This is a genomic window from Methanothermobacter sp. EMTCatA1 (genome assembly GCF_002356395.1).
Taxonomy (GTDB): domain Archaea; phylum Methanobacteriota; class Methanobacteria; order Methanobacteriales; family Methanothermobacteraceae; genus Methanothermobacter; species Methanothermobacter thermautotrophicus.
Genome location: NZ_AP018336.1, coordinates 854,075 through 873,913 on the forward strand (window position 1 = coordinate 854,075; position 19,839 = coordinate 873,913).

At 51.4% G+C, this 19,839-nt stretch carries 20 protein-coding genes; 3 read left to right on the forward strand and 17 right to left on the reverse strand.

Annotated elements, in window-relative coordinates; genetic code table 11:
- Positions 1 to 4: 4 nt before the first annotated feature.
- The 7 genes from tca_RS04550 to tca_RS04580 form a co-directional block, all read right to left on the reverse strand.
- Complete coding sequence (locus tca_RS04550) at positions 5 to 1,972, reverse strand: V-type ATP synthase subunit I (RefSeq protein ID WP_286709220.1); 1,968 nt, start codon at positions 1,970 to 1,972, stop codon at positions 5 to 7.
- Positions 1,973 to 1,982: 10 nt separating this feature from the next.
- Positions 1,983 to 2,297 carry an ATP synthase archaeal subunit H gene (gene ahaH, locus tca_RS04555; RefSeq protein WP_048060933.1) on the reverse strand — a complete coding sequence of 105 codons (315 nt, stop codon included), beginning with the start codon at positions 2,295 to 2,297 and terminating at the stop codon, positions 1,983 to 1,985.
- 221 nt (positions 2,298 to 2,518) lie between these two features.
- The gene (locus tag tca_RS04560; protein ID WP_286709221.1) at positions 2,519 to 3,361 is read right to left on the reverse strand and encodes a citryl-CoA lyase; all 843 of its coding nucleotides are present in this window, start codon (positions 3,359 to 3,361) and stop codon (positions 2,519 to 2,521) included.
- Positions 3,362 to 3,370: 9 nt separating this feature from the next.
- Entirely contained in the window at positions 3,371 to 4,213 is an 843-nt protein-coding gene (locus tca_RS04565; RefSeq protein WP_286709222.1) for a fumarate hydratase, read from the reverse strand.
- A gap of 1 nt (position 4,214) precedes the next feature.
- Entirely contained in the window at positions 4,215 to 5,114 is a 900-nt protein-coding gene (locus tag tca_RS04570) for a peptidase (RefSeq protein WP_286709223.1), read from the reverse strand.
- Between the two features lie 103 nt (positions 5,115 to 5,217).
- Entirely contained in the window at positions 5,218 to 6,519 is a 1,302-nt protein-coding gene (locus tca_RS04575; protein WP_286709224.1) for an MmgE/PrpD family protein, read from the reverse strand.
- Between the two features lie 41 nt (positions 6,520 to 6,560).
- Entirely contained in the window at positions 6,561 to 7,895 is a 1,335-nt protein-coding gene (locus tca_RS04580) for a tRNA(Ile)(2)-agmatinylcytidine synthase (protein WP_286708549.1), read from the reverse strand.
- A 21-nt stretch (positions 7,896 to 7,916) separates the two neighbouring features.
- Between tca_RS04580 and tca_RS04585 the strand changes: the two genes are divergently transcribed.
- The gene (locus tca_RS04585; protein WP_286708550.1) at positions 7,917 to 8,852 is read left to right on the forward strand and encodes a transcriptional regulator; all 936 of its coding nucleotides are present in this window, start codon (positions 7,917 to 7,919) and stop codon (positions 8,850 to 8,852) included.
- 191 nt (positions 8,853 to 9,043) lie between these two features.
- On the opposite strand, the gene tca_RS04590 is transcribed toward tca_RS04585, so the two are convergent.
- Together tca_RS04590 and tca_RS04595 are read right to left on the reverse strand one after the other, a co-directional pair.
- The gene (locus tag tca_RS04590) at positions 9,044 to 9,508 is read right to left on the reverse strand and encodes a hypothetical protein (RefSeq protein WP_010876599.1); all 465 of its coding nucleotides are present in this window, start codon (positions 9,506 to 9,508) and stop codon (positions 9,044 to 9,046) included.
- Between the two features lie 178 nt (positions 9,509 to 9,686).
- The gene (locus tca_RS04595; protein ID WP_286709230.1) at positions 9,687 to 10,511 is read right to left on the reverse strand and encodes a hypothetical protein; all 825 of its coding nucleotides are present in this window, start codon (positions 10,509 to 10,511) and stop codon (positions 9,687 to 9,689) included.
- 89 nt (positions 10,512 to 10,600) lie between these two features.
- On the opposite strand from tca_RS04595, the gene serA reads away from it, so the two are divergent.
- A complete protein-coding gene (gene serA / locus tca_RS04600) occupies positions 10,601 to 12,169 on the forward strand; it encodes a phosphoglycerate dehydrogenase (protein WP_286709231.1) in 1,569 nt (522 codons plus the stop codon).
- Between the two features lie 295 nt (positions 12,170 to 12,464).
- On the opposite strand, the gene tca_RS04605 is transcribed toward serA, so the two are convergent.
- Genes tca_RS04605 through tca_RS04620 form a run of 4 tightly spaced genes read right to left on the reverse strand, consistent with a single transcriptional unit; the run spans position 12,465 to position 14,775 of the window.
- Positions 12,465 to 12,890, reverse strand: coding sequence for a Mov34/MPN/PAD-1 family protein (locus tca_RS04605; protein WP_048175605.1), 426 nt, complete (start codon positions 12,888 to 12,890; stop codon positions 12,465 to 12,467).
- Positions 12,891 to 12,919: 29 nt separating this feature from the next.
- On the reverse strand, positions 12,920 to 13,645 hold the full coding sequence (locus tca_RS04610) for a tRNA(His) guanylyltransferase Thg1 family protein (RefSeq protein ID WP_048060935.1): 726 nt from the start codon (positions 13,643 to 13,645) through the stop codon (positions 12,920 to 12,922).
- 14 nt (positions 13,646 to 13,659) lie between these two features.
- Complete coding sequence (locus tag tca_RS04615) at positions 13,660 to 14,424, reverse strand: aspartate dehydrogenase (protein ID WP_286709232.1); 765 nt, start codon at positions 14,422 to 14,424, stop codon at positions 13,660 to 13,662.
- A 21-nt stretch (positions 14,425 to 14,445) separates the two neighbouring features.
- Positions 14,446 to 14,775: a PRC-barrel domain-containing protein gene (locus tca_RS04620; protein WP_048060937.1), complete on the reverse strand. Its 330-nt coding sequence runs from the start codon at positions 14,773 to 14,775 to the stop codon at positions 14,446 to 14,448.
- Positions 14,776 to 14,931: 156 nt separating this feature from the next.
- On the opposite strand from tca_RS04620, the gene tca_RS04625 reads away from it, so the two are divergent.
- A complete protein-coding gene (locus tca_RS04625) occupies positions 14,932 to 15,654 on the forward strand; it encodes a tRNA-binding protein (RefSeq protein ID WP_286708551.1) in 723 nt (240 codons plus the stop codon).
- Here the strand turns inward: tca_RS04625 and tca_RS04630 are convergent.
- From tca_RS04630 to tca_RS04645, 4 genes are all read right to left on the reverse strand, one after another.
- Entirely contained in the window at positions 15,651 to 16,565 is a 915-nt protein-coding gene (locus tca_RS04630; RefSeq protein WP_286708552.1) for a radical SAM protein, read from the reverse strand. The genes tca_RS04625 and tca_RS04630 overlap by 4 nt on opposite strands.
- A gap of 172 nt (positions 16,566 to 16,737) precedes the next feature.
- A complete protein-coding gene (locus tca_RS04635; RefSeq protein ID WP_286708553.1) occupies positions 16,738 to 17,550 on the reverse strand; it encodes an FN3 associated domain-containing protein in 813 nt (270 codons plus the stop codon).
- Positions 17,551 to 17,568: 18 nt separating this feature from the next.
- Positions 17,569 to 17,922, reverse strand: coding sequence for a hypothetical protein (locus tag tca_RS04640; RefSeq protein ID WP_286708554.1), 354 nt, complete (start codon positions 17,920 to 17,922; stop codon positions 17,569 to 17,571).
- A 493-nt stretch (positions 17,923 to 18,415) separates the two neighbouring features.
- A complete protein-coding gene (locus tag tca_RS04645; protein ID WP_269899070.1) occupies positions 18,416 to 19,828 on the reverse strand; it encodes a lactaldehyde dehydrogenase in 1,413 nt (470 codons plus the stop codon).
- Positions 19,829 to 19,839: the final 11 nt, after the last annotated feature.

Consider the following 19,839-nt stretch of genomic DNA (forward strand, 5'->3'; position numbering starts at 1 on the left):
CTATTTACCTCCTTATCTTAGTAAAGTTTCTTTCAGCACGAAATGCATTGAATTTGTTTTTTCCGCCCATGTAGAACTGGGCGAAGAATTCAACATAGTGTAGACGAAGTGAGTTTATAAAGGCACCAAGGCTCTGGAAGGCGTTGTTGGCGATGTGCCCGAAGACGAATATTATCGGGGCGAGTACCACTCCGATGACGGGTATCATCTCATAGCTGAGACCTGTGAGGATGTTCACGGTCATGGCTATACCACCCGTTGAGAGACAGAGTGCAAGCAGCCTTGCATATGACAGGAGGGTACCGAGGAACCCTGATACATCCATGAGGCCGAAGAGGCCATTGTAATATAGAAGCATTGCAAATGCCAGGATTATCAGAGGAGCCCCGAAAATCATGCCCCCAACCAGGTAGAGGATTATACCCAGTTCAAGGATCAGCCAGACGATCTGGGATCCAAGGGCCTCCCTCATGTTCCCGAGCCTTATGTTGTTCCTTGCACCGAGTATCAGACCAAAGTTTATGTGGAGAACACCCACGGTGAGTGCCATTATCAGTATGTTCTGGGGGTTCACAAAGGCGTCTATTGCCGGTATAACCGTTGGCAGGGTTATGTTAAAGAACCGTGGGAAGAAATCCCCTATGAACCCGTTGGTGACCATCCCGAGGATGAATGCCCACACACCACAGGACATCATGATGATACCGAAGTTCCTCATGAAGTTGTTGACCTTACCCAGGCCCCTGTAGAGTATGAAGCCTATCAGGGCGTCGATTATACCGTAACCTGCATCTGTCAGGCAGAACCCGAAGAAGAACGGGAACACAAAGGCCATGAAAATTGTGGGGTCGATCTCGTTGTACTTCAGGGGAGAGTACATCTCCACGAAGGTCTCGTAGGGCTTTGCAAACCTCGGGTTGTCCAGGAGCACCGGTACCTCCTCAGGATCCGGGTCCTCCAGGTCCGTCACGCAGTGGCCCTCAGATGACTCCTCAACCACGGCGATGACCCTGTCAGCTTCCTTGAGGGGGACCCATGCCTCCAGCATCACCGTCTTCCTGGTTTCGCCGAAGAGTGAGAATACCTCATTCCTCTCCTTCTCTATTTCAAGCTGTTCCCTGAGGACCAGGAGTTCGTCCTCCCATTCAGCGTTTATATCCCTTAATTTTGAGATGATCTCCTTCCTTTCCCTGCTGATCTCCTCAAGGCGTGTCTTTGAGGAGGATATGATCTCTGATGGTCTACCCTGGAGTTCGCTGATCTCAAATCTCTCGAATTCCATCCTTCTGAGGACTGAAGCTATGCTGTCTGCATGTTTCTTCAGTGTTACAATGATCAGGACCCTCTCAGCCTTGTTCTCTCCCTCTTTGTCTGATATGACCAGTTCATCTGTGATATCTGCGAGTTTCTCCCTGAGTTCAGGGAGGTTCTCGGCTGTTATCCTTCCTGCGATTCCTGTTATGTACTCTGAATCCTGGAGATCAGAAAAATCAATATCAAAATCCTTCAGTTTCTCTGCAACAGAGAGGCTTGATTCAACAGCGGACCTTTCTGAATCAAGCTCATTCAATTTTTCCTCCATAACCCTGGTCTCTGACTCGACCATCCCCAGGGTCTCCTCAGCCCTTTCGATGAGGGATTCTGTGTCCAGTTCCTCAACCTCCCGCTTCTCGAATATCGGGGGGTTTATGAACTCCCTTATGGTATCCCTGAGACCCTTCTCCTCGGCTGCGACTGAGCCAAGGAAGTCCAGGATACCGCTGGTTTTCATGAGGAGAGATGACACCCTTCCTGTGTATGGTGTTGCCCTTGATGGTTTCAGTATCTGGCGCCACTCTGCATCCTGCTGGATGCGCTCTGAGATATCATCGATCTGGGTTACACCCTCCTCATGCAAGGAACGAACCACCGAATCCGAGTACTGATCCAGGGTTATGATCTTAAGTTTTCGCATCCTTGCCGGTAGAAACATGTCACTCACACTACAAGATACTTTTCACAATAATACTGGCAGCCTCCGGGACCTTCCCCATTGCCGCTGATTTCATTGTCTCCACTTCACGCTTTGCCTTCCCTGAGATTTCAATGGCTTCCTTCCTGGCTCTTTCCTCTGCCTCGGCTATGATCTCATCGCCCTTCTCACTGGCCTCTCGCTCTGCCTTCTCAAGGAGCTCTGCGGATCTGTTCCTGGCGTCGTCGAGTAACTGGGATGATTTTTCTCTGGCCTCCTGTATTAACCTGTCAGCATCATTCTCAGCCTTCTTTATGGTAGTGATAGCTTCAGATATCGTTGTCATATGAATCACCCTATTAATGCAAAGGTCTATTTCGCGGTATATTTATCTTTTACTATTTTATTCAAAAGTTTATGATATTCAACTAATCCCATTCAGTTAACCAAGCCTTTTGAATCCCTCCTGATGTTAATTGAGTCATTTTATGAAATTTAATTTGAATTAAGACAATATTTAAGTCTTTAAGGGTGATCGGCAATCATATGGATGTTGATGGGTGAATTCTACTCTGGCATGGGCTCCAGGTCGGCTCCAGCTGAGAGGTCCCTCTCCTCTTCGCCGTCGTACTGTATTTCTTCGATTTCGAAGAATTTTCTGAAGGCTGGTTCCCGGACCTTTTCCTCGTAGACGTGGGATATGAGTCCTGGGAGGCGTCCTATCATGAATACTCCTGCTCCGGTCCTCCAGTCGAATCCCATGTCTGATAATATGCCGGCGTTGGCCCCGTCAACGTTCATCCGGACTCCCTTGCGTTCCAGGAGTATCTCCTGGACCTCCAGTGCAAGGCTGGTGTGGGGTCCCACGCAGCCGTGATCCTCTGCAAGTTCCAGTAACCTGACGGCCCGGGGGTCGGCGTTGTGGTAGCGGTGCCCGAAGCCGGGGATCCTCCTGTTGGCCTGGAGATGATCATCCACCAGCCTCAGGGCAGCATCAGGGATCTCATCCTCAGACTCGCAGGATGATACGGTCTCCTGGAAGAGCTTCATGGAACGCTCAATGGCACCCGCATGATTCTTACCAAAGGCAAGAAGACCCCCGGCAATACAGGCATGAACCGGAGAACCCGCCGAGGCAATCATACGGGCAGCCTGGGTACTCGGCGGAGTAACACCATGATCACAGAAGGACACCAGGACAGCCTCAAGCATACGCGCAACATTCTGAGGGGGAAGCTCACCCCTGATCAGAAGATAAACCATCTCAGAAAAGGAAACACCACCAATAAGATCCTCCTGAGAATAACCCCTCGTAACAATACGGTTAGGCTCAACACGCGTAATGGAAGTCCTCCACCTGGGGGAACCCGCCCTGAATACCTGCTCAAGTGATTCCTTTCCTATAGCCATTCATCCACCTCAGAGATCTATTGTTGCCCTTCTGGGTTCCACACAGCATGCAAGCCTCATTGAGACTATCCTCACGCCGCTGGCCCTCTGGGGTCCCACCTTAATCATGGCCCCCAGGGCTGTCGTGGATCCCCCAAGACCAAGGGGCCCTGTCCCGGTACTGTTAAGGGATTCCGTGATGTGCTCCTCAATCCAGGACTGTTCATCAAGATTTCCTGTTGCCATGGCCCTGAGCATAAGGCCAGTGGCCTCAAAATGAGTTCTCCCGATACCTATAGCCGGTATGCATGGTGTGCACCCCAGCATCGGGACCTCTGTTTTCATCCATGTTATAACTTCCTCAAATACTTTTCTATAACTGTGCCTGTGGAAGATCCTCCTTGTCCTCGCCCTTATCTCGGGACCCCCTCCCAGCATGAGGACATGGATCCTGACCCCCTCACCGGGCGCCGAATCCACCGTGAAGGGTGCCGGTGGAAGTTTCGCCGGGTCACTGTACAGTCCCCTGCTCTGCTCTATCCTCTCCACCTCATCACCCCTTACAGCCATTGGGCGTCCCGGGAGTTCCCTGAGGCCCTCCTCAACACCCCTCTTCAGATGGTTGAAGAATCCTGGAGGGAGGCTGGCGTCCTCCCCCACCTCCACTATCAGGTGGGGTATCCCTGTATCATCGCAGAGGGGTCTTCTCTCCTTTTCTGCTATGCGGGCATTTTCAATTAGAAGTTCAAGTATCCATGCGGATCTCTCATCCTCCTCCACCTCAAGGGCCCTCTCGTAGGCCCTGAGGACGTCGGGGGAGTAGGTTGTGGATGCCTGAATGATGGCATCCCTGACTCTCCCGGCGAGATCCAAGCTATCCTCCCCCCACGGGTACAGCGAGGTCACCGCCCTCAGACAGGATGGCCTCAGGATAGTAGCGCTCTATCATGTCCCTCACAAGGACAACCTGCCTTATCCTCTCACGCGCCTGGGCCTCGGTGGTTTCCCAGCCATGATGCCCTGCCACGGAGCCCCCGGTCTTGAGGTAGACAGGTGCTGCGTACCTTATGATATCAGGGACCTCATAGTGCCTTATGAATCCACCTGAGGACTTGGGGTTCTCTGTGTGAACATCAATTGAAATGTCGATGGCCTCCCTGAGTGATGCCAGCATTGGTATCTGGAGGTCCCTCACAGGGTTCAGGGAGTCTGCACCGATATCCTGGAGCAGGCGTGCTGAGGCAGGATTCCCGTGACCGCAGTGGGCTGAGACCTTAAGGTGGAGGTCAGCTGGAAGTTCACCGTCCCCGCGCATCCTTCCAAGAACCCATAGGAGGCCCTCATCATAGACCACTATACCCCTGACGCCGAGTTCGGCTGCCCTCTTAACGTCCTCAACTGCGTAGACAAGGTTATCATATCCCCTGAGCCTGTAGCCTATCCTTGCACCCTCGGGGGTCCTTGCTGAGGCACTGGTATCATAGGTGGCCCGTGGGCCTACGCTGAGGAAGAGTTCAATGTCTGCGTCCCGGGCCATCCCTGCCATCTCCTCAATCTCGGTGTCTGTGAGGAGCATTATGCCACGGGTCTGTGTCACCCTGTGGACCCTGACATCCTGCTGCTCCATTGCATCTATGAGGGCTGCCATGGCACCGGGCCTCTGTATGCCCGGGACCTCAAATCTGTACTGGCCTCCATCACTGAATCTCTTCTCTGATTCGCCCCTGGGGGCCCCTATTCCAATCTTATCAAGGTATCTGCGGGTTTCTTCCAATTTTTCACCTCCAGTTTAACTTTACGATTGCGGGATTTCCGGTCAATCAGCTCCAGCATCACCGGGCAGATCCCACCATCACATCACAATTCCACGCAACGGATCACCTGCCAGACAGCTCCAGCATCACCTCAGCAACAGGTTCCTGATCCGCCTCTTTTATAACCTCAAGCCTCTCTGTTTCATATCCAGGGTTCAGTTCCCTGAACTTCTCAACAATATCATCCCAGGTGTAGGGTTCCTCCGGTTCACCCCGGGGGAGCTCCCTGTAGGCTGTAAGGACATCACCGTTTCTGAGCCTCACCGTCACCCTTGAAGGTCTCATGTTCCGGAGCTCCTCCATAGCAGGGTCCACCTCAATCCTTATCCGGGAGGCCATCTCTGGGGAAAATCCACCCTCAAGGTCTTCAACCCTCAGCCCTCCCCCCTCAAGCAGTATGGCCAGTGAGACCGGGAGGCTCTGCCGCACAGCCTCCACGGTAGCCGGGGAGTAGCTGTCATGCTCTGCTGCGATCCTGTAGGTTGAGACTATGACCTCCTCTATCTCCGATGCCCTGAAATCATTCTCCCTGATTATCTCGGCTGCAGCATCCAGGGTGGAGTGGAGGTGCCTGCAGACAGGGTACCTCTTGAGGTAAACGTTCCTTATATGGAAAGCTCCGACTTCGGGTGCTTCAACCCTGTAGCCATCTGAACGGCACATTGCACGCAGGAATCCCTCATCTCCCTCGATCACTGATTCTGCACCTGTAAATCCATGGGAAGCGAGCCTGGCGGATATCAGGCCAGACTGGGCTGCCCTGCCCGCGTGGAGGTGCTTTGCCATTGTCCCGGCATGGTCAGATTCCAGGAGCCCTGCTGCCTGGGTGCCTGCAATCCCCAGGGCATTGACGACGACATCCACATCGGAACAGATGATCCTTGAGGCTGCCGCTGCAGCTCCGAATGTTCCGCAGGTCCCTGTCGTATGGAATCCAAGCTCCCTGTGTCCTGGATTGGCCAGGATGCCCATGAAGATTGCTGCCTCGTATCCGGCGACCATGGCTGTTATGAAGTCCCTGAAGGTGGCCCCGGTTGCCTCGGCAGCTGCAAGGGCTGCCGGGATCACACATGAACCAGGGTGCATCTGGGCCCCCCGGTGTCCATCGTCAAGGTCGAGGTTATGGGCGAATATGCCGTTGAGGAGGGCTGCCCTTTCGGTGCCGCCCCTGCCATGGCCGATGATGGTGGCCCCGCCTGAGCCCTTACCCATGGCCCCCAGTGCCATCAGCCCGCTCATCTCAGAGGAGCCCCTCAGTGCAACTCCAAGGAAGTCCAGGAAGCATAGTCTGGCCATTTCAGTGGCATCTGGGGGTATGTCACTGTATGAGAGTGATGATACAAACTCCGCAAGTCTTCTGGTCATCATTGATCCTACTATGTTGCCTTTAAATATAACAGTGATTGTTATAAATCTTCCCATTTTTTATTAAGGGGGTCTGATTGCCGGGTGCTGCTGCTCTCAATGGCTTCGGAGGGCGGGGAGCTGATTCCCATCCTCACGAGCTGCTTTGAGAGGTGCCTTCTGGCACAGGTTGGCACCTCATAGTATCCCTCAACAACTGACCTTTCAAGGGCCCTCCTGACCTTCCTGGAGCTTCTAAGCCTCCTTCCACATGATGGACACTTGAAACCCTTGTTCCTCCCGGCAGACTTCATGCGCTTACCGCAGGTACAGATGGGGTTTTCCTCAACGTAAAGCTCTGCAAGCCTTTCGAGGTGGATCTTCTCGATGTTCATGGTCCCCTGGGCACCAATACCCCCGTAGACCGTGAGCACATCTCCGGGTATGAGTTCAAGGATGATCTTCCTGAAGTCCTTTGTGGGCTCGTAGGCTCCACATTCAATCTGGCCGGAGTCATCACCGAGGGTGAAGAACACATGGCCCCCCTCGATCACCCTCGGACCGTCGATAACCTCACCCCGCACCCTGTAGCATCCGAAGGTCTCCATGTCTGCGATCCTCCCGGCGTCCTGTATGTGCTGGTCGGTGTGCTGGTTGGTCTCAAAGATGCAGTACCTTTCAACCTCCTCGTCAACACGGACCATCTCCATCGCCCTCAGGAGGACCTCCGGGGACTCTCCCCGTATACCGTAGAGTATGGGGCAGGGTGTGTGGGGTTCTATTGCAATGTAGTCTCCATCGATGTTATCAAAGGTTTCAGAACCGGTTTCATCATCCATCCTTGCAACCGACTCAGGGTCGATACGCCTGGGCTTACCATAGTTCTCAGGGACCCTGTAGGTCAGGAGTTCATAGGTGGAGTCATCCAGGGGGCATCCAATGGCTGCAAGGGCCCCTATGATACCCCTCCCCTTCTTGAAACCGTGAACCTCTGCACCGACCCTCTCTGCGAGCCTCCGGGCGTCCTCTATCCTGAGTATCCTCCTTATGGCTGACAGGGCGAATTCCCTCATCTCCTCTGTGATCTCGCCGGTGTAGAATACAACACCCGGGTTGGTCCTCTCACTATCAAGCTCGGCGAGTTCCGCCACCCCTTCAAGGACAATCCCCTTTATGGTGTTAAGGTCCTCCCTGGACTCTGCCAGCACAGTGAAGGTGACCGCACCGTTGCCACGGGTCTTGTGGGGTGCGAAGGGGTTGAGCCTTATCAGCCGGGGATGGTCCTCAAGGGAGAAACCGCAACTTTTAAGTTCCTGGATTATGACACATGATATATAGGTGGTGCACATCCCATCAGGGGAATCAGTATCATCTATACCAACATGAAGCCTGTACATTACATTCACCTGGTGATCTAATTGGATGGATCCATTAAAAGGGAGCATGTATTAAGGGAGATGCATGAACTTCTTGCCAGCAATGGGTTTGAGACATCACACATATATGAGCGGAGCTGCTTTGACCTCATGGCAAGAAGGAAACTATTACTTCTCTTACTTAAGGTCCTTGTAAACATTGATGGTATAAATAGTTTGCAGGCCCATGAGATAAGAACCCTTGCACATACCTTCCTTGCCTCACCAATTATTATAGGTGTGAGGTCAAAGACAGAACCCCTTGAGGAGGATGTTGTCTATGAGAGGCACGGTATCCCTGCAGTGGCCCCTGAGACCTTCAGGAACATGGTGGCTGATGGTGATTACCCTGAGATAATCGCTGACCGGGGCGGCTACTATGTCCATATAGACGGTAAAACCCTCAGGGAGGTCCGTGAGGAGTACAACCTCTCACTTAAGGACCTGGCTGACCTCGCCCATGTCTCCAGGAAGACCATCTACAAGTATGAGAATGGACTTGCGAGGGCCTCGGCCGAGACAGCCATGATCCTGGAGGAGATACTTAACATCAGGATAACCCTCTCCATTGACATATTCAGTGTACCCGATAGGGATGAAATTGAGATAAAACCCTCAGGTAGACTTGCTGATATCGGTTTTGGCATGATAGAAACCCACAAAACCCCCTTTGATGCTGTGGCAAAGGAGATCAAGTTTGATAATACGGTGATAACCAACCTTGAGAAGGAGAGGGATTCAAGGACCCTGCGGAGGATGGCTGTCCCGCTCAAGGATCTTTCCCTTGTAAGTGGCTCCGAGTCAGTGTTCATAATCGATAATCCAAGGATAAATGAAAACATTGAGGGAATCCCCGTCATCAAGAGCTGGGAGATCGGTGAAATGGAGAGCAGCAGGGAGTTCCTCAAGGTCATAGCCGAGAGGAAAACCTGCAGTTAGTGTATGAGGGTATCCCCTCTGTTCTTAGGTGAACACGGCACAAGCTGCGCAGGAGGATATCTATTTTTTCAATCCCATCCCTCTGGCCGGACATGCTCTGAAAGACCTCTTAATATCAGTCATCTGGGCTTTCAATAGAACACCCCCTTCAATCTCTCTCAAAGGGCAACCACAAAAAAAGATTGGAAGGGTCAGTAATAGTCCCAGACAGTAACCTCCCAGTCCTCAATCTCATAGGCGTATACAGATATGCAGTAGTATCCCGGGCCCCCTGAAACCTCTATCATTTTCTTCTTCCTTGTCGGTGACTCTGTTGGACCCCATTCAGCGGTGGCCGATGCCAGAGTCTGGCCATCCCTGAGGACATCCACTGTCACCGTGTTCACATCGTAATTGATTATCGGTGCAGCCGACATCACCACCTTGAACTTGTTTCCCCTGATATCAACGCAGCGGTAATCAGATCCAGAGCCGGTGAAGCTCATAACCCTGTGCCAGGATGGACCCTGAGGGCTTCCGGTCACCCCCTCGTCACCCTCAATGGTGACATCATAGTGGTCTGCAGTGGACCTTTTCAGGAAAACACCGGAGAGGAACCCCAGAGATCCTATGAGAACAAAACATACCACGATAAGTACCTTTGTTGTATTATCCAAGATTTACACCTCCCGAGATTCATATGGAAAAAACTTGTGATGTAGCAACCTGAAAGCTGTGGACGGATTAACTCAGCTCCCGGTGCCCGGCAGTTTCCGAAATCTGACCTCTTACTGCAGACACAAACTGTTTCATCACCTCCAGTACAGCTCTAACTCCAGAATCATGGAGAATCCATCACCTCCCGAAGAGTTCGCTGAATGTCTCCCTTGCCTCGGATACCGATGCAACACCAACGGCAACCATGTCCACATAGTCAAGGCCCCCTATGAATTCAAAGGCCTCCGCTGGCGGTATTATCCCCGCTGCAAGGACCTTCTCTGCGACCACCGTTTTCCCGAGTTCACTGAGGAGCCTTCCGAGTTCCTTCCGCTCATCCTCAAGGAAAACAGGAAAATCTGTCATGTACCCAAGTCTGTTGACGGGGATCATGTAAAGTTCGAAGTTATCAACACCCTCCTCAATCAGCCTGAGGGTTGTCTCCCGTGGCATGGTTGTTGCAAGGCCCCTGAGCATCCCCTCAACACCATCCAGAATCTCAGCAACCTCAGAGGCTTCAAGAAGATCTGTGTAGTGTTCATCAAGGAGCACCGCAGCGGACCCAAGGTCTGAGAGGGTCTGGAGGTCCTCCTCAAGGTGTTCATGCCTCAGGGTACCCATGAGGGTGAGTTCACAGCCGGCATCCCTCGCCATCTCAAGGGCCTCAAGGACCTGCTTCTCTGGTATGACCTGGAAACCCCTCACACCAAGATCATATGATTCAACAATCACCTCAGCGATGGCCCCTGGCCGGTTTTTGAGGTCCATCTCATAGAGCCTCGACCTGTGCCCGAAGTAGGTCGCTGCTGTGAAGGGTGCGCTCCCCATGAATGCTGCCGGCAGTTCCACGCCATTAACGGTGACTGATCCACTGAACATGATAATCCATCCTCCCTCTGATGGGATATTGCAGCGGGCACCTGCATGGGATGCACACTGAACCCCGGTACCGGCTGATCCCACCAATAATTATAATATACACTACCTCTATAGATTCTTCTATCATTCTATAAAATCTTCATTGTGATAAGTGTGGTGAAATTATGTCCAGGATGAAAGTGCTTATTGCTGATTCCATCAATGAAAAGGGAATATCAGAACTCGAAGAGGTGGCTGATGTTGTGGTCAACACCACCATAACCCCTGAGGAGCTCCTTGATGCCATAAAGGACTTTGATGCCATCGTTGTAAGGAGCAGGACAAAGGTTACGCGTGAGGTCATAGAGGCGGCGCCCCGCCTCAAGATAATAGCAAGGGCCGGTGTGGGTGTTGACAACGTTGATGTTAAGGCTGCCACCGACCGGGGTATAATGGTGATAAACGCCCCTGAGTCCACATCCATAACGGTTGCAGAACACTCAATCGGTCTCATGCTCGCACTTGCAAGGAAGATTGCAATCGCAGACAGGTCCGTGAAGGAGGGTAAATGGGAGAAGAACCGGTTCATGGGTATCGAGCTCAACGGCAAGACCCTGGGTATAATCGGTATGGGCCGCATAGGCTCACAGGTCGTTGTGAGGACAAAGGCCTTCGGCATGGACATAATGGTCTACGACCCCTACATAAGCAAGGAGGCTGCCGAGGAGATGGGTGTGACCGTCACAGACCTTGAAACCCTCCTGAGGGAATCAGATATAGTGACCATACACGTCCCCCTCACACCCGAGACAAGGCACCTCATCTCAGAGGATGAATTCAAATTGATGAAGGACACGGCCTTCATAGTGAACTGTGCCCGTGGCGGTATAATCGATGAGGAAGCCCTCTACAGGGCCCTTAAGGATGGTGAAATAGCCGGCGCAGCCCTTGACGTCTTTGAGGAGGAGCCTCCTGAGGGCAGCCCACTCCTTGAACTTGAAAATGTGGTCCTGACACCACACATAGGAGCCTCCACCTCTGAGGCCCAGAGGGACGCCGCCATCATAGTTGCAAATGAGATAAAAACGGTTTTCCAGGGCGGTGCACCGAGGAACGTCCTCAACATGCCGGTGATGGACTCAGAGACCTACAAGTCCCTCAAACCATACATTGAACTGGCAGAGAAGATGGGGGCCATCATCGCACAGGCACTCCCGGGTAACATAGAGAAACTTGATGTCACATACTGCGGTGAACTGGCAGAGATGCAGTTCGACATCCTCACAAGGACCATGCTCCAGGCCATACTCAACCCCATCCTCACAGAACCAGTTAACCTCATAAATGCGCCCTCAATTGCAAAGAAGAGGGGTATAATGGTTACAGAGGCCCGCCGGTCTGAGTCAGATGGTTACAGGTCAATCATAATCGCCACTGCAGAATCAGACAGGGGCGGGTTCAGTGTGGAGGCAACACACATCAAGGAGCCCACCATAATCGGGATCAACGGTTACAGGGTCGATGTGAAACCTGAGGGTACCATGATAATAGCACGCTACAGGGACCTCCCGGGTACCATCGGCGCCATAGGAACAAAGCTCGGCCAGCACGGTATAAACATTGCAACCATGCAGGTCGGCAGGAAGGAGATCGGCGGTGAGGCTGTGATGGTCCTCAAGGTCGATCAGAGTGTCCCGGCAGAGGTCATCGAGGAGGTTAAGAAGCTGGACAACGTGGATGATGCGGTTGCAATAGAGATCTAACCCCAGTATCCCTGAGATCCAGCCATTACCTTTTTTCTTATAAAACGTTTATTCCTCAGAAGATTCCCGTTCATGTTTCCTTTTCTTATAAAACCTTATCCGCCTAATCTAATTTCATGTTTCCCTTGAGAGGCGGGCACACATCTGACTCCCGGGTTCTGCACCATCCAATCCAGTTTATTATTCGGCTACAGACATCAGGGAACAACCTCAAAATCAACAATTCAGCTACAGACATCCAGCCAATCAGGGAACAACCTCAAAATCAACAATTCAGCTACAGACATCCAGCCAATCAGGGAACAACCTCAAAATCCACGGGATCCCCGTTCCTTGTGTATGCCGCCACGGTCTCCATGGTGTAGGGGTGGGCTATTATAAGGTGGAACAGCCCATTCTTTGAAAAGAAGTGGAGATCTGCAGCTGATGGGAGGTTCACAGGCCCTGGGTGGGAGTGAACCGACCCGACTGCACCGGTAAAGGGTGGAAGCATGAGCACATCCATGACAGCCCCCTCATCTGATGTCTCTGAGGGTAGAAATATCAGACCGGTCACATGGAGCACCTCACCCTCCTGCCTTCCCTCAAGTAGGGCTGCGAATTCATGGGGATGGGACCTTCTGGCTATCTCAAGGACCTCATCCATGACCTCAAAGTCAACAACAACACGCCTGACCGGTTTAAAACCGGCTAAAGCAAATATCTTCTCAATTAAACCCATAGGATACACTCAGATATTATTTTTACCTGCTATCTCATGAGGCCCTCAAAGAATTCATCTGTGAAGAGGGGGAGTTCAAGGTCAACCTTCACCCTCATCCTCACAGCAGATACCTCCTCATCCCTGATGGGGTTGTATCCCCTCACCCTGTGGGGTACGCGGTAGACCCCCACGCCCCTCCTCTGCCAGGCAGGGACACGCGATATGTTCACACCCCTCTCAAAGAGAAGGTCGTGGAGGGAATCCGACTTTAATCCCCTGAGCCTCTCAGCGGCCCTTCTGGCCCCAACCTCCCGCCGGAGGGTCCAGTAGGCGTAGCTGTTGAGGCAGTTCCTCCAGGACTCATCCTGCCTTGACCTGAAGTACTCAGGGACAATGTCTGAGGAGATGGGTATCACCCGGCAGTCAAATGAAACCGGCTTAACCGGTGAAAAACCTGCCTCCAGTGCACCCCTGGTGAAGGAGGATGATGCGAACCCGGAGAATACAGAGTCGAGCTTCTCAACCCTCCCGGCAAATGGTACAGAGTCAAGTAGCACGTTTATCTCATCAGAGAATGTGTATATGAGGGAGGGGCTGAATTCCTCCATGAGGTCCAGGCATGTCCTGATCATGAGGTCCCTGAAGGCCTCATCGTAGGGCCTATCAAAGTCAAGGGACTCTGTGAGCCTGTGGAATCCCCTCCCATCAAGTCTCAGGATCATCCTGGATGATGGTGGTGCCCTGAGCTTTGAGTAGACCTCGTGTTCACGCATAGAATGACCAGCCATCAGGTTCCAATGTGTATGTTTTCACTGAGTGACTTGAGGAGTTTTATTGCTGAGTACGCCGCCATAACACTGGTCTTGGGGTTAACAGAGCAGCGGACATTCTCTGTTATTGTCTTGAACTCGCCAAAGTCCCCCCTGACCGTCACCTCATGGACGTTGCGGTCAACCGCGGGGTCGGCTATTATCTCAACATCAACATCACGGTCACAGGCGAGGCTGAGGGCCGCGGCAACGTTAATGTTAAGCGGGAACTTCTTAACAGCCTCGGATGCCCTGCCCCTGTAGAGGACCTTCTTCTCATCCATGCTTATGCCAAGTGACCTGGGGGGTTTTCTTGTGATGAGCTTAACAGATTCAATGTTCCCCATGGACGCTGCCTTGAGACCATCCAGGCCCACTATGGCTCCTGAGGGAACATGAATGGTGGCGCCATTGAGGGATGCCAGTTCAACCAGCATCTCCCTGAGTTCCGGGTCCATGAGGGCTCCGACACTCATGACAACAACGTCCTTCCCTGCCTCAAGTATCTCAGGAACCAGGTCCCTCACCGCCTCCGGTGAAGCGGCCTCAACCACGAGGTCCACCTCAGGGAGCATGTCGGCAACATCAATCACCGCCCTCCCATCCACCATTGAGGCAAGGTTCTCTGCCCTCTCAAGGTCCCGGTCATAGAAGAAACCAAGTTTAACCGGTACCCTGCCATCCCTCACAAAACCTGTGATGAGGTTGGCTATTGCACCGCAGCCAACTATACCCACCATCATCAGTATCACGCAAAAATAGGATCAGGATTCAACAGGGCTCACTTTCTTCTCCACCGAGACATCGGGTGATATTATCAGTATATCCCCAACTGCCTGTACCCTGTCATAGTTTATGTCTATTATGCCCTCCTCCTGTATGGGCCTTATCTCATCGGATTCAGGCACTATCCTTATACTTGTCTTGAGGACGTCCTTTATACCCACGTTCTTCTTGTCATGCCGCATTGGTCTCACCTTGAGGGTTGAGACACGTCCCTTCTTGATGTTGAGGACAACATCCTGGACCCTTCCAACGTATTTACCCCTTGATGTGTATATTTCAAGTCCATATAGACTGGATAATTCAACCATTTTTCCACCACCAGACAGTTTAACAGGGAGCTCCACTGCATAAACCTGCTATTGGTTAATATTATTGTTTATAGCTTAAATACTTATAGGGAAATAATAGATCAGTGCGGCGGCAGAAAAGAGGCCGTTTCTTCATGATTGTGGATGGTGATTGGAATGTGGGATACCAGTAAGGATTACAGACTCATGGTTGCAGTTAAGGCAGTTGACCTCTTCAGGAGGACCCTTGAATCAGGGGGCTTCAGGGGACAGTGGAAGAAGAAGCCCGCCCTTCAGGCTGCCACTGAAATCGAGAGGATACTTCAGGGCCTCACATACTGCTATATGGAGCCAGAGGACCTCGCCTCAAGCCCCGATGTCATGGAGATCAAGGAAAAGGTTAAGGAGATAGTTGAGGCCCTTGGCGGTGAGGACTGGAGCCGGAGGTTCCTTGAGGAGGCCCCTCGTGAGGAGAAGGAGAAGGTTGAGGAGAACATTGCAAGGGTGAGGTTCTTCCTGAACATCCTTGGAAACCTTGACAGGAGGCTCATGTTCGGAAAGATATCTGACCCTGTCATCGGAGTTGATATAATTGCAGGTGAGGTCATGAGCGTGGGGAACCATCCCGTGGCAGATAAGCTGCATGTGTGCAACGTGAATGCTGGTGGGAGGTCAATAAAGGTCGTCACCAATGACCTCGATGTCCGTGAGAATGATCATGTGGCTGTGGCACTCCTCCCCCCACAGAATTTCATGGGCGTGACCAGTGAGGGAATGTTCCTTGGTGTTGAAGGTGTCCTGAGGGATGTGGATGGTGAACCTGGTGAAATGCCCAGGGGGATACCCCTCGAGGCCCTCAACGAAACCCGAAACCTTGTTGAGGAGTTCCTGAAGAGTTAACCCCTCCATGGCTCCCCTATGATCGCCCTGCAGACCCTGCTGCAGCTGCCACAGTCACGTGGAATACTGCAACCCGCTGCCTTCAATCTGTCCTCAAGTTTCAGCTCAGAGGCCGGGTAGTAGCCAGAATAGTCAACCCTCTCAAGACCCTCTGCCCTGCATTCCTCAACGAGTCTCTCCATCAGCTCTCTACCGGGCCCCCTGTGGTAGTAGAGCATGAAGTTTGGTCTGAAGCCTATGAGGCGGTAGGGTATCTCCGGGTCAATGGAGGCTATGAAGGCGGCTATTTCACGGATCTCATGGTCATTGATCCCGGGGATCACCACTGTCCTGAAAACCCTTATCTTATCAGGGAACCTACCTGCAAGGTGGGCTGCGTTTCTGAGTACCGGTCCTGCAGGTGCACCGGTGAGGTTCCTGTGAAGCTCATCTGAAAGGGCCTTTATCTCAAAGCTGAAGAGTGATGTTAACCCTATGAGCCTCCTTAGGGTTCCAGGGGTTGAGAACCCGTTTGTTGCGAGGATAACATTGACATCGATTTCTTCCCTTACTCGCCTTACCAGCTCCTCAATGTAGGGTGTGTGTATGGATGGTTCTCCCCCTGTGAAGCTGATATTTGAGATTCGCTCATGTGATTTAATTGCAGTGATGGCCTCATCTGCAAGTTCCTCTGCTTCAACGTGTCCCCTGTAGATCCAGCCAGAGTGGGGGTACTGGGATATGCGGTAGGCGTTACAGTAGGCGCACCGGAATGGGCAGCACAGGAATGTGACGGAATAACTTCTCAGGGTTTCTGAGATGGATGTGTATGCTATTTCTGTTTCTGATGCACCGCACACGCCCCTTTCCCCATCACTCCGATTTGCACCGCACCTCCACTCACAGAGCATGCATCTCCCTGATTCATCCATGGTAACAGTTTATGGGATGTGATTAATACATTTTTCTGAAAAGGTAGGGGAGTTTTCATGCGGCTGATGAACATCAAAAATGAAGGTACTCTGATATTCCTATTCCTTATGGATACTCCAGAGAATAAATATATGATGTGGCATTCCAAAAAAAATTAAAATTGGAATGGATTTATGCTATCTGCCAGTAGGTGGATGTCTTCTTAACGTACCTGTAGGTCCAGTAGTATCTCCACTTGTATCTCCATTTACCGTAGTACCTGTACCATTTCTTGTACCATTTCTTCACCTTCACCTTAACGTAATAGGTGAGGGTCACTGGCTTCATGATTGTGTAACTTGCTGATGATACCGCTGATGATGCGCCGTTAACAACTGCAATGAATTTCAGTGCTGTTGATTTGCTCAGAACCAGTGGAGCTGTGTATTTTGTGCTGTTGACTGTTGGTGTGGAGCCATTGGTTGTGTAGTATATTGTTGAGTTTGCAGGGCCTGTGAGTGTCACGGTAACATTTTTGAGGTATATCCCTGATGCCGGGCTTGCAGATGGTGCTGCTGGAGTTGATGTGACTGCTACTGGTGTGAGGTCGCCCACGGTAACACTGTGGAGTCCTGCTGGCAGTTCGTATGTGAATGTGACTTCCCTGGTTTCTCCTGTGGCGAGGGTCACTTTCTGGCTGTCCTTCACCTCACCGTTGACCTTAAGCTCAGCTGTGTAGTCCCCTGCAACACCTGTGTTTGTGACATTGACTGTCACGTTCACGGTGAGGGGTGCGCTGCCGCTCAGGGGGTTAACTGTGAGGTTTGCCAGTGAGAAGTGTGGCTGCAGGTCCACTGTGAGGTTGGTGGAGTTCAGTACTGTTTCATTTTCAATTCCGCCGGTTGAATTCAGCTGGAATGCCACTGAACTTGCCCTTACCCTGAAGACCTTACCATTTGCATTTTCAACGACGAAGAGCCACCTGTAACTATTTCCATCTTCCATGTAGAGCTTTGCTGCTCCCTAGGGTACCGGTGCCCCTGTGAAGGAGCTGAGCCAGACCTCCTGGACACCTTCAGGTACCGTGTAATCTGCTGAGGGTCCGCTGAGGTCACCGGTGTAGTACCACTTTATGGTTGCATCTGTGATGTTACCCTCAAGGAGTTCAAGCTTTGCATCGACCGCAACTGTGGGATCAACGTCCTGGAGGTCATCACTGTAGTTAACATCGACAATTATCTGTGCGGGGTCCGAGGCGTTCTGCTGCATTGTCAGGTTAACAGCATTGGATGGTATATCCGCTGCTGATGCACCTGAGATACCTGCAGCGAATGCAAGCAGGACCAGTAATGGTAGCACAATATATTTGTCTTTCAAGTTTTCACCTCCACATTATCATCAGATATTAGATAGATATATTTAATATAAAAATTTTTTTTGTTTAACTGGAATAATAAGACTTAAGTTCTGTTATTAATTTAAATCTTGAGAATGCACATATAATTTAAGTCAAGTACATTAAAAATTGGTATGAACCATATTTACTTAGAAATAGCAGATTATGGCTCCCCAGATCCAGTCTCAAGTATTGTCATGAATCAGATCCCTTCAAACATGACTGACAATTTTTTATTAAAAAAATAATTACATATATTTTTTTTATTAAAAATTGTAGCTGCCTGAGAACCCTTTATAAAAATTTTGAACCCCCATTATGATCTGAATCACCCATATAGATCATATTAATCCAGAACAAGCCAAAATGTTCATTCAGATTACCTTTATTAAAATAGGGAACAATCCAGGGGATTATTCAGTTCTCAATCAAAGTTCTGAAAAATTAAGGATAGGGTGCATTCAGCGGACCGGATCAGTTTTCATTTAGGACTATCATCTTTGTGCGTGTCATGTCCCTTATGGCGTACTTGACACCCTCCCTACCCATTCCACTGCACCTGAATCCCCCAAAGGGCATGTGGTCCACCCTGAATGTGGACTGCTTGTTTACAAGCACTGTGCCGGCCTCAATTTCCCTGGCCATCCTGAGGGCTGTCCTTATGTTCTCTGTGAAGACCCCTGCCTGAAGTGCATAGCAGGTCCCGTTGGCAATTCTTATGGCCTCATCAGCACCTGTAAACCTTATTATTGGGGAGACCGGACCAAAGGTTTCCCTTTCAATAACCTCCATGCCGGGCACCACATGGTCAAGCACCGTGGGTTCAACAAAGTTACCCCTCCTTGAACCGCCACAGAGGAGTTCAGCACCATCCTCAACCGCCGCCCCGATTACCCTCTCAACCTCAATGGCGGCATCCTCATTTATCAGGGGCCCAACATCTGTTCTTACATCCATTGGGTCCCCGGCCCTCAAACTCCCTGTTCTATTCACGAGTTTATCTGCGAATTCATCGGCCACGTCCTCATGGACTATCATCCTCTTAACGGCTATGCAGACCTGTCCAGAGTAGAGGTAGGATCCCCTCACAGCAGCCTCCACTGCAGAGTCGATGTCCGCGTCATCCATGACAATGAGGGGGTCGTTGCCTCCCAGTTCAAGTGTGACCCTCTTCATGGAGGCCCTGGCAGATATGTACCTCCCGACCTCAACACTTCCAGTGAAGGTTATCTTATCAACGAGGGGGCTGTCAATGATAACATCCCCCACCTCTGATCCCCTTCCGGTTACAGCGTTAACAGCGCCGGCCGGGAAGTGCTCACTGAGGATCCATGCCAGCTTCAGTGCAGATAGTGGGGCCTCGAGGGATGGCTTAAGGATAGTGGTGTTACCGGCTGCAAGGGCCGGGCCAACCTTGTGTATTGCGAGGTTGAGGGGATAGTTGAAGGGGGTTATTGCCGCAACAACCCCGAGGGGGATTCTGACTGTGAAGCCAGTGAGACCCTTCCCGCCTATACCGGCGTCCATGGGGATTGATTCGCCGTAGAGCCTTCCTGCCTCCTCTGCAGAAAGCCTTGCAGTTTCAACTGACCTCTTCACCTCGTCACGTGAGAACCTTATGGGTTTGCCTGACTCAAGGGTTATCAGCCTTGCAAATTCATCCAGCTCTGTCTTCAGTTCATCTGCAACGTCATAGAGTTTCTCAGATATCTTCCTGGCTGATAGGTCCGCCATTGCATCCCGGGCCCGGTGGGCCGCCCTGATGGCCCTCTCAACATCACTTCGCCCTGCAAGTGGGACCCTATCCACCTCATCCCCGTTGAAGGGGTTCCTGACGGTGAAGATTTTCTCTCCACTCACCCCCTCTCCATCAATAATCATCTCCATCTGGAAACACC

Coding starts and splice junctions, on each gene's coding strand:
- tca_RS04575 (WP_286709224.1), bottom strand. CDS start 6,519: ATGACCAGAAGACTTGCGGAGTTTGTATCATCACTCTCATACAGTGAC.
- tca_RS04645 (WP_269899070.1), bottom strand. CDS start 19,828: ATGGAGATGATTATTGATGGAGAGGGGGTGAGTGGAGAGAAAATCTTC.
- tca_RS04630 (WP_286708552.1), bottom strand. CDS start 16,565: ATGGATGAATCAGGGAGATGCATGCTCTGTGAGTGGAGGTGCGGTGCA.
- tca_RS04580 (WP_286708549.1), bottom strand. CDS start 7,895: ATGTACAGGCTTCATGTTGGTATAGATGATACTGATTCCCCTGATGGG.
- tca_RS04625 (WP_286708551.1), top strand. CDS start 14,932: ATGTGGGATACCAGTAAGGATTACAGACTCATGGTTGCAGTTAAGGCA.
- tca_RS04605 (WP_048175605.1), bottom strand. CDS start 12,890: ATGGGTTTAATTGAGAAGATATTTGCTTTAGCCGGTTTTAAACCGGTC.
- tca_RS04620 (WP_048060937.1), bottom strand. CDS start 14,775: ATGGTTGAATTATCCAGTCTATATGGACTTGAAATATACACATCAAGG.
- tca_RS04610 (WP_048060935.1), bottom strand. CDS start 13,645: ATGCGTGAACACGAGGTCTACTCAAAGCTCAGGGCACCACCATCATCC.
- tca_RS04560 (WP_286709221.1), bottom strand. CDS start 3,361: ATGGCTATAGGAAAGGAATCACTTGAGCAGGTATTCAGGGCGGGTTCC.
- serA (WP_286709231.1), top strand. CDS start 10,601: ATGAAAGTGCTTATTGCTGATTCCATCAATGAAAAGGGAATATCAGAA.
- tca_RS04635 (WP_286708553.1), bottom strand. CDS start 17,550: ATGGAAGATGGAAATAGTTACAGGTGGCTCTTCGTCGTTGAAAATGCA.
- tca_RS04615 (WP_286709232.1), bottom strand. CDS start 14,424: ATGATGGTGGGTATAGTTGGCTGCGGTGCAATAGCCAACCTCATCACA.
- ahaH (WP_048060933.1), bottom strand. CDS start 2,297: ATGACAACGATATCTGAAGCTATCACTACCATAAAGAAGGCTGAGAAT.
- tca_RS04550 (WP_286709220.1), bottom strand. CDS start 1,972: ATGTTTCTACCGGCAAGGATGCGAAAACTTAAGATCATAACCCTGGAT.